The sequence below is a fragment of the Bradyrhizobium sp. Tv2a-2 genome, from assembly GCF_000472425.1.
GTDB lineage: Bacteria > Pseudomonadota > Alphaproteobacteria > Rhizobiales > Xanthobacteraceae > Bradyrhizobium.
Genome location: NZ_AXAI01000026.1, coordinates 38,310 through 50,517, shown reverse-complemented (window position 1 = coordinate 50,517; position 12,208 = coordinate 38,310). Strand labels below are relative to the sequence as shown.

Annotated in this window: 9 protein-coding genes; 2 read left to right on the top strand and 7 right to left on the bottom strand. The window is 63.8% G+C overall.

Annotation, left to right across the window (positions count from 1 at the left end; genetic code table 11):
• Window positions 1-95 precede the first annotated feature (95 nt).
• A complete protein-coding gene (locus tag A3AI_RS0135065) occupies window positions 96-896 on the top strand; it encodes an enoyl-CoA hydratase/isomerase family protein (RefSeq protein ID WP_036050753.1) in 801 nt (266 codons plus the stop codon).
• A 60-nt stretch (window positions 897-956) separates the two neighbouring features.
• On the opposite strand, the gene A3AI_RS0135060 is transcribed toward A3AI_RS0135065, so the two are convergent.
• From A3AI_RS0135060 to A3AI_RS0135040, 5 genes are all read right to left on the bottom strand, one after another.
• Window positions 957-2,297 (bottom strand): TRAP transporter large permease, encoded by a 1,341-nt coding sequence (locus tag A3AI_RS0135060; RefSeq protein ID WP_024520013.1) that lies wholly within the window; start codon window positions 2,295-2,297, stop codon window positions 957-959.
• Window positions 2,298-2,300: 3 nt separating this feature from the next.
• Complete coding sequence (locus A3AI_RS0135055; RefSeq protein WP_024520012.1) at window positions 2,301-2,876, bottom strand: TRAP transporter small permease; 576 nt, start codon at window positions 2,874-2,876, stop codon at window positions 2,301-2,303.
• A 30-nt stretch (window positions 2,877-2,906) separates the two neighbouring features.
• The gene (locus A3AI_RS0135050; RefSeq protein WP_024520011.1) at window positions 2,907-3,902 is read right to left on the bottom strand and encodes a TRAP transporter substrate-binding protein; all 996 of its coding nucleotides are present in this window, start codon (window positions 3,900-3,902) and stop codon (window positions 2,907-2,909) included.
• A 215-nt stretch (window positions 3,903-4,117) separates the two neighbouring features.
• Window positions 4,118-5,821: an IlvD/Edd family dehydratase gene (locus tag A3AI_RS0135045; protein ID WP_024520010.1), complete on the bottom strand. Its 1,704-nt coding sequence runs from the start codon at window positions 5,819-5,821 to the stop codon at window positions 4,118-4,120.
• Between the two features lie 125 nt (window positions 5,822-5,946).
• Window positions 5,947-6,759 carry an NAD-dependent epimerase/dehydratase family protein gene (locus tag A3AI_RS0135040; RefSeq protein WP_024520009.1) on the bottom strand — a complete coding sequence of 271 codons (813 nt, stop codon included), beginning with the start codon at window positions 6,757-6,759 and terminating at the stop codon, window positions 5,947-5,949.
• Between the two features lie 134 nt (window positions 6,760-6,893).
• On the opposite strand from A3AI_RS0135040, the gene A3AI_RS0135035 reads away from it, so the two are divergent.
• A complete protein-coding gene (locus A3AI_RS0135035; RefSeq protein WP_024520008.1) occupies window positions 6,894-7,862 on the top strand; it encodes an SMP-30/gluconolactonase/LRE family protein in 969 nt (322 codons plus the stop codon).
• A 211-nt stretch (window positions 7,863-8,073) separates the two neighbouring features.
• On the opposite strand, the gene A3AI_RS0135030 is transcribed toward A3AI_RS0135035, so the two are convergent.
• Together A3AI_RS0135030 and A3AI_RS0135025 are read right to left on the bottom strand one after the other, a co-directional pair.
• The gene (locus tag A3AI_RS0135030) at window positions 8,074-9,504 is read right to left on the bottom strand and encodes an aldehyde dehydrogenase family protein (RefSeq protein WP_024520007.1); all 1,431 of its coding nucleotides are present in this window, start codon (window positions 9,502-9,504) and stop codon (window positions 8,074-8,076) included.
• Window positions 9,505-9,819: 315 nt separating this feature from the next.
• Window positions 9,820-12,186, bottom strand: a complete 2,367-nt coding sequence (locus A3AI_RS0135025) for a thiamine pyrophosphate-binding protein (RefSeq protein WP_024520006.1) — start codon at window positions 12,184-12,186, stop codon at window positions 9,820-9,822.
• Between the last annotated feature and the right edge of the window lie 22 nt (window positions 12,187-12,208).

Sequence of the window (12,208 nt, the reverse complement as noted above, 5' to 3'; positions counted from 1 at the left end):
AGCGCAAGAGCGGGGGCGGGCAGCACCAGGGTATTGTCACCCCACCCCTTCTGCGATCTATTTGCAGCGATAATCTCCTGCCGGGATTTTTTGCCATGACGACGCCCTCCAACACGTCCCTGCCCGACGATCCCGCACTGCTCAGGATCGACGGCGCGGTCGCCATCCTCACCCTGAACCGCCCCGCGGCGTTCAATTCCATCAACCTTGCCATCGCCAAGAAGCTCGAGCAGCTCAGCGCCCATGTCGAGGCGTCCGACGACATCAAGGTGCTGGTGATCGAAGGCGAAGGCCGCGCCTTCTGCGCCGGCGGCGATCTGCAGACCATCGGCGCGGCCGCAGCCGCCGACACTATTGCACCCGTGGTCGGCGAATTGTTGAAGCACTATCACGCCTTCATTGCCACCTTGCGGCGTATGCCCAAGCTTGTGCTCTCAAGCGTGCACGGCTCCGCAGCCGGCGCCGGGCTTTCGCTCGCCTTTGTCGCCGATCTCTGCATCGCCGCCGAGGATGCCCGCTTCACGCCAGCCTATGCCAAGATCGGCGTCTCACCCGATGGCGGCGGCACCGTCGGCGTGGTCTCGGCCGTCGGTGTCCGCCGCGCGCTGCAGATTTTCCTGGCCGAGGACGGCTTTAGCGCGCAGCAGGCCTATGATTGGGGCCTGTTGGTCAAGGTGGTTCCGGCCGTCGAGCTCAAGGCCGCCACCCGTGAGCTGGCGCTGCGCCTCGCACAAAACGCCCCCGCCGGTCTTGCCGCCACCAAGGAGTTGATCCACCGCGCGCCGACCACGCCGATCGAGCAGCAGCTCGAGGCCGAGCGCGATGCCATCATCGACTGCATGCACACTGAAGATTTCAAGCTTGCTGTGAAGAAGTTCCTGAGCAAGGGGAAGTGATTTCCCGGCGAAGCCGCCGCTTACTCCGCAGTCGTCCCGGCGAGGTCTGGAACGACGGGCTTAGTTCGGACAAATATACCCTGCCCCCGCCGGCGACTTGAAGCAGCCGACGGACTCCGGGATCACGTGCTTGGGCAGCCACAGCACGACCGACGGAAAGTAGATGGTGAAGGTGATGGTCACCAGAAACACCACATAGATCGGCAACGCAGCGCGCAGCGCCTTGCCGAAACTGACGCCGACGAATTTCGAGGCCATCAGGAGCACCAGCCCATAGGGCGGCGTGATCAGGCCGAAGGCGAGCGTTGCGATCAGGACCACGCCCATATGCACGCCGTTGATGTCGCCGGCCTGGGTGAGCGCATTCACCAGCGGCATGAAGATGATGATGGTCGGGACCGGCTCGATGAAATCGCCGACCACGGTGAAAAGCAGCACCATCAGCAGCATGATGTGCTCCGGATTATTCCCGGCGATCGAGGTGATCCAGTCGGCGATAACGGCGGCGCCGCGCAGATAAGCCAGCATCCAGCCGAACGCGTTCGCCGCGCCGATCGTGATCAGTGGCAGCGAGAAGATCAGCCCGGCGAGACAGAAATCGTATGGGATGTTCTTCAGGTGCCCGCGGTTGAGCGCCGGGATCACGACGACGATGATCCAGACCACCGCGACGACGCCCGCTTCCGTCGGCGTGAACCAGCCGGTCAGGATGCCGCCAAGCAGGATCACGGGGATCATCAGAGGCAACGCGGCATCGGCCGTGGCAAAGGCGACCTGCTTGAAGGTGGCGCGCGGCTTGCGCAGGCCCGAGGGGCCGAAAAAATAGCAATAGATCATCAACCCGAAGCCGATCATGAAGCCGGGCACGACGCCGGCCATGAAAAGCCCGGCGATCGAGACATTGCCGACCGCGCCATAGACCACGGCCGTGATGCTCGGCGGCACCAGCGCCGCGATGGTCGAGGCCGAGGCAATGATCGCGGCGATGAAGGCGGATTCATAACCCTCGCGCCGCATCGGTCCGCCGAGCGCGCGGCTCATCACCGCGACGTCGGCGGTGGTCGATCCCGACATTTCCGAGAAGAACATGCTGAAGACAACGACGACCTGCGACAGCCCGCCCCTGATATGCCCGACCAGCGACACCGAGAGGTTGGCGATCCGCACCACCACGTTGGCGGAGCTCATGAGCTCGCCGACCAGCAGGAAAAAGGGAATCGCAAGCAGCGCCTCGGAGTCGACGCCGTCGAAGATCTTCTGGATGATCGCCGCGAGCGATACGTCGGCAAGCGTCGCACCGACGAAGACGCCGGCGAGCAGCGAGAATGGCACGGGCACGCCGAGATAGCCGAAGAACAGGAAGCAGAACGACATCAGCGCCAGGATGTAGGGCGCGCTCACGGCCTAGCTCCGCTCGAATCCGGTCGTAACAGGCGGGATTGCATGATCGTCCTGCGGCGGCTCCGGATGATCGAAGCCGTTGATGAGGCCGTTGATGAGCTGCTCGATCGAGAATAGCGCGATCAGGATGCCCGACAGCGGGATGATCGCATAAAGCGAGGCGATCGGCGTGCCCGACGGCAGGCGGAAGCTGCCGAAGCCGCGCAAATAATTGATGTAGCCGTACCAGATCAGGCAGGCCGCGACCGCGAGCACGACAAGGCGCAGCGTGACCTCGATGATCAGCCGCGACCGGCCGTGCATGGCCTCCGAAATCGCGGTGAGATAAAGATGATCATTGCGGCGGGTCGCCACCGCAGCTCCAATGAAGATGGCGTAGATGAACAGCGTCGAGGTCACTTCCTGCAGCCACAGCCAGGGATGGCCGATGGTGCGGGTGACGATGTCGGCCGTGACCGACAGCGAGAAGCCGAAGCACAGCACGCCGCACAGGATCATCAGGACCAGCTCAAGCCGGTCCAGCGCCCGCCATTTCAGATGACGCTGCCGCTGCAAGACGAGTTTGTCGGCGATGGACATGAACCTCTCTCGTCATCCCGAGGGAAGCTCCTAATTGGTCGCCTTGATCAGGTCCTTGATCTTCTCGGCGTGGGGCCCGAGATCATGCGCGAGCTTGTCGAGATAGGGGTCGGCGATCTTCTGGAAGCCCGCCTTGTCGACGTCCTTGACGATCTTCACCCCCATCTTCTCCAGCTTGATCGCGGCGGCATGTTCGAGATCGAAGCCGCGCTTGGGCTCCTGGGTCGAGACGTCGCGCGCGGCCGTCATCACCCATTGCTTCTGCTCGGCCGACAGACTCTGCCAGAGCTTGTCGCTGATCCACAGGATCGCGTTGTTGGCCTCATGCTCGGTCATGGAGATCACAGGCGCCACTTCGTAATGGCGATTGATCAGATAAACGTTCATGCCGTTCTCGGCGAAATCCACCACGCCGGTCTGTAGCGAGGTGTACACGCTGCCGAACGGCATGTGCACGGTTTGCGCGCCATAGGCCGGAAACATGGTGTCCTCGGTCGCGGTGGCCTGGACCCTCACCTTGTAGCCCTTGACGTCGTCGGCCTTCTGCACCTCCTTCTTGCCGTACATGTAGCGGAAGCCCTGGGTGCCGAGGCCAATGGCGTGAATGCCCTGCACGGTGCCGTCGATCATGTCGCGGATCGCGGCAAACACCTTCTCGTCGCCGAGCGCCTTGACGATGTGATCCTCGTTGCGGAACAGGAAATGCAGCGACATCACGCCGGCCTGCGGCGAGATGGTCGAGGTGTTGGCGGAGGAGACGATCGCGAAATCGATGTCGCCGGATTTCACGAGCTGCAGGATCTGCGGCTCCTGCCCGAGCTGCGCGCCGGGATACTGGTCGACCAGCATGGTGCCCTTGCTCAGTTCCTTGAGCCTGGCGGAGAAGATGTCGTAGGCGACGCTGTAGCCGGAGTTGAGCTGCTGGTCGTGCGCGAAGCGATAATGCTTGACGTCGTCGGCATGCGCGCCGGCTTGAAGCGCGAGGACCGCAAGGGCTACCGCGCCCCTGATGATGCTGGCCAGAATACGCACGGTTTGCTTCCCCCTGATGTTTATTGGTTTTGGGGGATCATCCCATCGGCTTTGGCGGGTTGTCAATTGAGCGGAAAGATTAACCGTAGTTGTCGCCCCGGCGGAGACCCGGCCCACCTGGTTTCATTGCGAGGAGCCAAGCGACGAAGCAATCCAGAGCCTCCCGCGCAGCACTGGATTGTTTCGCTCCGCTCGCAATGACGGGGAACCTATTTCCCGCCGCGCCGCATGAAGTCGAAATCGCAGCCTTCGTCGGCCTGCAGGATGGTTTCGTTGAACAGATAGGCGTAGCCGCGATTGGTACCCGGAGGCGGGGCCGGCAGCTTGAGCGCGGCGTGGCGCTTTTCCAGCTCCGCCGGCTCGACCAGGAGATCGATGCTGCGCTTGGCGACATCGAGCCTGATCCTGTCGCCGGTCCTGACCAAAGCGAGCGGACCGCCGACCGCCGCTTCCGGCGTGATGTGCAGCACGATGGTGCCGAAGGCGGTGCCGCTCATGCGCGCGTCCGAAATTCGCACCATGTCCTTCACGCCGCTGCGCGCCAGTTTCTTCGGGATCGGCAGGTAGCCCGCCTCCGGCATGCCCGGCGCGCCCTTCGGTCCGGCATTGCGCAGCACCAAAATGTCGTCGGCGTTCACGTCGAGATCGGGATCGTCGACCCGCAGCGTCATGTCCTCGACGGATTCGAACACCACGGCACGGCCAGTGTGCTGCAGAAGCTTGGGCGAAGCCGCGGAATGCTTGATGACCGCGCCGCGCGGCGCCAGATTGCCATGGAGCACGGCAAGCCCGCCTTCCGGCTTGATCGGATCGTGGCGATCCCGGATCGCGTCCTGCCCGGGCACCTCTTCCGCGCCCGCGACGACGTCGCGCAAGGACTGTCCCGTGACCGTCCTTGCATCGAGGTCGATCAGGCCGCCGAGCTGCTTCAGGAGCTTCGGCACGCCGCCGGCGTGATGGAAATGCTCCATGTAATGAGCGCCTGACGGCTTCAGGTCGACCAGCACCGGCACCTCGCGGCCGATCTTGTCGAAGGCGTCCAGATCGATTGCGTACGGCGTGCGGTTGGCGATCGCTGTCAGGTGAATGAGACCGTTGGTCGAGCCGCCGATCGCCTGCAGCACCACCTGCGCATTGCGGAACGAAGCCGGGGTGAGGATCTCGCTCGGCCGCGGCCCCTTGGCCTTGGCCATGGCGGCGGCGACCTTGCCGCTGGCTTCAGCCAGGCGGAAACGTTCGGCATGCGGCGCCGGGATGGTCGCGCTCATAGGCAGCGACAGGCCGAGCGTCTCGGTGATGCAGGCCATGGTGGAAGCGGTGCCCATCACCATGCAGGTGCCGACCGAGGGCGCCAGACGCCCGTTGACCGCCTCGATCTCCGGGTCGTCGATTTCGCCCGCGCGGTACTTGCCCCACAGCCTACGGCAGTCGGTGCAGGCGCCGAGCACTTCGCCCTTGTGATGGCCGACGACCATCGGCCCGACCGGGATCACCACGGTCGGCAGGTCCGCCGAGATCGCGGCCATGATCTGCGCCGGCAGCGTCTTGTCGCAGCCGCCGATCACGATCACCGCATCCATCGGTTGGGCGCGGATCATCTCCTCGGTCTCCATGGCCATCAGGTTGCGCAGATACATCGAGGTCGGATGCGCAAAGCTTTCGGCGATCGAGATGGTCGGAAACTCGAACGGCATCGCGCCCGACAGCATCACCCCGCGCTTCACCGCCGCGATGATGTCAGGGACATTGCCGTGGCAGGGATTATAGTCGCTATAGGTGTTGGTGATGCCGACAATGGGTCTGTCAAGCGCATCGTCGGAATAGCCCATCGCCTTGATGAAGGCCTTGCGCAGGAACAGCGAAAACCCGGCATCGCCATAGCTGGTGAGCCCCTTGCGCAGTCCGTCGGTCATGTTTTTGCTTCCTTATTGTTCGGTCATTCCGGGGCGATGCGAAGCATCGAGCCCGGAATCTCGAAGTTGCGGCGAAAGATTCCGGGTTCATCGCTAACGCGATGCCCCGGCATGACGCTTTTGGCTCACTCCACGATCCGGCTCTTGTCGCCGGAAAACCCCATGCTGCAGAACGCGCCGCCCTGGTAGAAATCGGCAACCGGATCAGGCTTCAGCTTGGCCTGTTCGGCCATGGCATGCGCGACAAAATCCTCCGCGCGTCCGGCCGGGCGATAGCCGAGCTCGTAGGCGCGGTGATTGTCCCACCAGGAGCGTTCATTATTCGACGCGCCGTACAGGATCTCGAAATGGATGTCGGGATGCTCCAGGCCGATGCGGCAGAGCTGCACCATGTCCTCCGGCTTGAGCCAAATCGAAAGCCTGCGGTGATCGAGCGGCTTGTCGCCGAAATTGCCGATGCGCAGGCAGGTCACCTTGAGGCCGTGCTTGTCGGCATAGAGCGCGCCGGTCGCCTCGCCAAAGGCCTTGCTCACGCCATAGTAGCCATCGGGCCGCGGGGTCACATCGGTGCCGATGCGATGGTAGCGGGGATAGAAGCCGACCGCGTGGTTCGACGACGCGAACACCACGCGCTTGACGCCCTTCCGCCGCGCCGCCTCGAACAGATTGTAGCAGCCGATGATGTTGGACGGCAGGATCGTCTCCCAGGAGCCTTCGACAGAATAGCCGCCGAAATGCAGGATGCCGTCGACGCCCTCGCAGATCGCCTCCACCTGGGCAAGATCGGATAGCTCGGCGGCCTTGAATTTCTCGTGAGGTGCAAGGTCGGCCGGCGTCTTGATGTCGCTGAGCACGAGGTCCGGATAGATCGGCGGCAGCAGCTTGCGCAGCGAGGTGCCTATTCCCCCCGACGCGCCGGTCATCAAAATACGTGGCATCTCTTCCCTCTTAATCCAACCTTGTAATCTCGCGGGCTTCAAGCCGCGACCGATGTCCGTTCACCAATTTGCGATCCCGGGCGCGCAATGATAGCAGACTATCTGCCGAGGAAACGCAACAACGAGAACAGCAAATGTCAGATGCAACTTCCCATGATCTGGGCTGGCGTCCCGCTACCCATTACCCCGATCCAGCCATTCATGCCCTCGATCCGCGCTTCGAGAAATACTGGCTCAAGCTGTCGGCGGTCGAACGTCTCGCCACCGGCTTGCGGTGGGCCGAAGGTCCGGTCTGGTTCGGCGACGGACGCTATCTCCTGTGCAGCGACATCCCCAACCAGCGCATCATCAAGTGGGAGGAGGAAACTGGCGCGGTCAGCATCTACCGCAAGCCCTCCAATTTCGCCAATGGCAACACCCGCGACCGCCAGGGCCGGCTCGTCACCTGCGAGCATGGCGGACGGCGCGTGGTGCGCACCGAATATGACGGTTCCGTCACCGTGCTGATCGACTCCTTCGGCGGCAAGCGGCTGAACTCGCCGAACGACGTCGTGGTCAAGTCCGACGGCTCGATCTGGTTCACCGATCCGACCTTCGGTCTGCTCGGCAATTACGAGGGCTACAAGGCCGAGCCCGAGATCGATGCCAATGTCTATCGCATCGATGGCGCGACCGGCAAAACCTCGATCGTGGCCGAGGGCGTGCTCGGACCGAACGGGCTCTGCTTCTCTCCGGACGAGAAGATCCTCTATCTGGTAGAATCACGCGGCGTGCCGAATCGCAAGATCCTCGCCTATGACGTCTCTCCAGGTGGCGACAAGCTCACAAACAAGCGCGTCGCGATCGATGCCGGCCCCGGCACACCCGATGGCATGCGCTGCGACATCGACGGCAATCTCTGGTGCGGCTGGGGCATGGGCTCAGGCGAACTCGACGGCGTGATGGTGTTCGCACCCGATGGCGCACCGATCGGCCGCATCGCCCTGCCCGAGCGCTGCGCCAATGTCTGCTTCGGCGGCCTCAAGCGCAACCGCCTGTTCATGGCGGCAAGCCAGTCGATCTATGCTTTGTACGTGAACACTCAGGGCGCGCCGGGGGGATAGTTGTTTTGCTCGTCATTCCGGGGCGGATCGATAGAGCCGAACTACGGTGCGCAATTGCGCACCTGAGAATCTCGAGATTCCGGGGCGATGCGCAGCATCGAACCCGGAATAACCGCCAACAACACAAAGGCCGGCGTCCTTCGAGAACGCCGGCCTTAAGATTATCGGTCCTGGATTTCGCCGGGACGATACCGAGTGATTGGATATAGTCTTACGCCGCGTTGAAGCCGGCGACAGCCTTCACCTCGAGATATTCTTCCATGCCGTAACGGCCCCACTCGCGGCCGTTGCCGGACTGCTTGTAGCCGCCGAACGGCGCGGAGCGCTCATTCGGCATGCCCTGCAAGTTGACGTTGCCGGCGCGGATCTGGCGGCCGACTTTGCGCGCACGCTCGACCGTGCCGGCCGAGACATAGCCTGCGAGACCGTAGGGCGTGTCGTTGGCAATGCGCACCGCATCGGACTCGTCCTTGGCGCCGATGATGGTCAGCACCGGCCCGAAGATCTCCTCCTTCGCGATCGTCATCTCGTTGGTGACGTCGGCGAAGATGGTCGGGCGCACGTAGAAGCCCTTGTTGACGCCCTCCGGCAGGCCCGGACCGCCGGCGACCAGCGTTGCGCCCTCTTCGATACCCTTTTGGATCAGCGCCTGGATCTTCTCCCACTGGCCGCGGTTAACGACGGGGCCGATGGTGGTGCCCTCGCCGCGCGGATCGCCGGCCTTGGTCCTGTCGGCGACGGCCTTCGCGATCGCAGCCACTTCCTTCATCTTGGACAGCGGCACGATCATGCGCGACGGCGCGTTGCAGGACTGGCCGGAGTTGTTGAACATGTGCGCCACGCCGCCGGTCACCGCCTTGGTAAGGTCGGCATCATCGAGGATGACGTTCGGCGACTTGCCGCCAAGTTCCTGGCTCACACGCTTCACGGTCGGGGCCGCGCGCTTGGCAACGTCGACGCCGGCGCGAGTCGAGCCGGTGAAGGAGATCATGTCGATGTCAAGGTGTTCGCTCATGGCGGCACCGACCTCGGGTCCGAGGCCGTTGATGAGATTGAACACGCCCTTCGGCACGCCCGCTTCATGGAGGATTTCGGCGAAGATCAGCGCCGAGGTCGGAGTGAACTCCGAGGGCTTGAGGATCATGGTGCAGCCGGCGGCAAGCGCGGGCGCGACCTTGCAGGCGATCTGGTTCAGCGGCCAGTTCCAGGGGGTGATCATGCCGATCACGCCGACCGGCTCGCGCACGATGACCGCGGTGCCCATGGTCTCCTCGAACTCGTATTTCTTGAGCACGTCGAGGGTGTTCATGAGATGGCCAAGGCCGGCGCCGGCCTGCAGCTTCTCCGCCATCGGCAGCGGCGCGCCCATCTCGTCGGAGACGGCGGCGCCGATCTCCTTCATGCGGCCCTTGTAGATCTCGATGATCTTGGAGAGCAGCGCGACGCGCTCGTCACGGCTGGTCTGGGAGAAGGTCTCAAAGGCGCGCTTGGCGGCGGCAACCGCCTTGTCGACATCGGCCTTGGAGCCGAGCGCGACCTCATACATCGCCTCTTCGGTGGCGGGATTGACGACGGGCGTGGACTTCTTGACGACCGGATCGACCCAGGCGCCATCGATATAAAATTGCAGACGATTGACCATCGAAAACCTCGTGAGTTCGTAATGCGGACGGAAATGGAAGCGTTCGGCAACTATCCTTGCACGAAAGCCTGACCGATTGAACCCGCCATAAGCGGACGCCTGAGCTGCGGCGGACGCTGGATATAAGGGAGGGACTGTGACGCTGGCAAGATGATGGCTGTCGTGCCGGCCAAGTAAGCGAAGCGACCGCGATCCAGCCTTAGCGCCCGGACGCAATTAAGCAGGAGATCACGGCCGCAAAACCGTCATGGCCGCCTGTCCTGGCCCTGACGGAGGAGCGTGATGGCGCGATTGCTCCGCGTTGAGCGCGGCCCGTTAGACCGCCATTTTGCGGTGCAGCACGGGAGCGCCCGCGGTGAGGCTTTCTGCCGCATCGATGATCGCGTTGGCATCGATGCCATAGGTCCGGTAAAGCTCGTCAATGCTGCCGGTCTGGCCGAAATGCTCGACTCCGAGCGCCTCCGCCCGGTGACCCCGGACGCTGCCGAGCCAGCCGAGCGCGGCCGGGTGGCCATCGATCACGGTGACGATGCCGCAATCGCGCGGCAGGGGTGCAAGCAGCTGTTCGATATGGCTCAAGTGCTGCACCCCGCGACGGGCGCGCCGCAAATTCCGTGCGGCGGTCCATCCCGCATGCAGCCGGTCCACGGACGTAACCGCGAGCAGGCCGACATCGCGCCGGCTCTCGCCGATCAATCCGGTGGCCTCGATCGCCTCCGGCGCAACCGCGCCGGTATAGGCGATGACGACCTCGGCGTTCGGCCCTGGCTTGCGCAACCAATAGGCGCCGGCGGTGATGTTGTCGCGCAGCTCGGGCGACATCAGCCGCTGCGGCTGCTCGATGGTGCGCGTCGATAGCCGCAAATAGACCGAGCCGCCCTCGCCGGCCTCGCGCTGCATATGCCGGAAGCCCCAGCCCATGATCGCCGCGAGCTCATCGACGAACGCCGGTTCGAACGAGGCAAGCCCGTCCTGCGCCATGCCGATCAAGGGCGTTGCGATCGATTGATGCGCGCCGCCTTCGGGCGCGAGCGTGATGCCCGACGGCGTCGCCGCCACCATGAACCGCGAGTCCTGATAGCAGGCATAGTTGAGCGCATCGAGGCCGCGCTCGATGAAGGGATCGTAGAGCGTGCCGACCGGCAGCAGCCGCTCGCCATTGATGTGGTGCGACAGCCCGAGCGCGGAGAGCAGGATGAACAGGTTCATTTCGGCAATGCCGAGCTCGATATGCTGGCCCTTGGGCGAGGCGTCCCAATTATAGGTCGACGGGATCTTCTCGCTGCGGAAGGTATCGGCCTTCTCGGCGCGCGCGAACAGGCCACGCCTGTTCACCCATGCGCCGAGATTGGTCGAGACCGTCACGTCGGGCGACGTCGTGACGATGCGCGCCGCCAGTTCGCTGTCGCCGCGCGCGATCTCGTTCAGCACCAGACCAAAGCCCTGCTGCGTCGACATCTGCGCGGCCTGCTTGAGCGTGAGTTCGCGCGGCACCTCGACCACGGGCGCGGTGAGACGGCGATTGCCACCGCGAGTAAACGGCGCATCCTTCAGGAATGCTTCCAGCGCGGCCTCGTCCTGCGGCAGGCCCTCGAACTTGTCCCACTCATGTCCGGGGCGGATGTTCTGAGCCTCGCGCCACTTCTCCATCTGCGCGATCGTCATCAGGCCGGCGTGATTGTCCTTGTGGCCCTGGAACGGCAGGCCGATGCCCTTGATGGTATAGGCGATGAAGCAGACCGGGCGGTCATGATCGATCGCCTCGAATGCCTCGATCATGCTCGCCATGTCGTGGCCGCCGAGATTGGACATCAGCGCCAGCAGCTCCTCGTCGCTGCGCCGTTCGATCAACTGGGTAACCGGGCCCTGATCACCAATCTCGTCGAGCAGATGCTTGCGGAATGCCGCGCCGCCCTGGAAGCACAGCGCGGCATAGAGTGCGTTCGGGCAATTGTCGATCCAGCGCCGCAATGCCTCGCCGCCGGGCTCGGCAAAGGCCTGCCGCATCAAGGTGCCGTATTTTACGATCACCACGTCCCAGCCGAAATTGCGGAACATGGTCTGGAATTTCTCCCAGAGACCCTCGCGCACCACGGCGTCGAGGCTCTGGCGATTGTAGTCGACCACCCACCAAGTGTTGCGCAGGCCGTGCTTCCAGCCCTCCGCCAGCGCCTCGAAGATGTTACCCTCGTCCATCTCGGCGTCACCGACGAGGGCAATCATGCGGCCCTCGCGCCGGTCCTTCATCCCGCCATGCGCCTTGACGTAGTCCTGCACCAGCGAGGCGAACAAGGTCTGCGCGACGCCGAGGCCGACCGAGCCGGTCGAGAAATCGACATCGTCGGTGTCCTTGGTGCGCGAGGGATAGGACTGCGCGCCCTTCAGGCCACGGAAATTCTCCAGCTTGTCACGCGTCTGGCGGCCGAACAGATATTGGATGGCGTGAAACACCGGGCTCGCATGCGGCTTCACCGCGACGCGGTCCTCCGGGCGCAGCACGGAAAAATACAGCGCCGACATGATGGTCGCGAGCGAGGCCGAGGACGCCTGGTGGCCCCCGACCTTCAGGCCGTCGGTGTTGGGCCGGATGTGATTGGCGTGGTGGATGGTCCAGGACGACAGCCACAGCACCTTGCGGGCAAGCGCCGACAACAGCTCAAGACGTACGGGTTCGATGGCCATGGCGGCGCCTCCGGAAGACTCG

What these genes read in the sequence shown, in the direction of transcription:
- A3AI_RS0135030 (WP_024520007.1), bottom strand. Translation starts at nt 9,504, where the DNA reads ATGGTCAATCGTCTGCAATTTTATATCGATGGCGCCTGGGTCGATCCG.
- A3AI_RS0135025 (WP_024520006.1), bottom strand. Translation starts at nt 12,186, where the DNA reads ATGGCCATCGAACCCGTACGTCTTGAGCTGTTGTCGGCGCTTGCCCGC.
- A3AI_RS0135040 (WP_024520009.1), bottom strand. Translation starts at nt 6,759, where the DNA reads ATGCCACGTATTTTGATGACCGGCGCGTCGGGGGGAATAGGCACCTCG.
- A3AI_RS0135035 (WP_024520008.1), top strand. Translation starts at nt 6,894, where the DNA reads ATGTCAGATGCAACTTCCCATGATCTGGGCTGGCGTCCCGCTACCCAT.
- A3AI_RS0135045 (WP_024520010.1), bottom strand. Translation starts at nt 5,821, where the DNA reads ATGACCGACGGACTGCGCAAGGGGCTCACCAGCTATGGCGATGCCGGG.
- A3AI_RS0135055 (WP_024520012.1), bottom strand. Translation starts at nt 2,876, where the DNA reads ATGTCCATCGCCGACAAACTCGTCTTGCAGCGGCAGCGTCATCTGAAA.
- A3AI_RS0135065 (WP_036050753.1), top strand. Translation starts at nt 96, where the DNA reads ATGACGACGCCCTCCAACACGTCCCTGCCCGACGATCCCGCACTGCTC.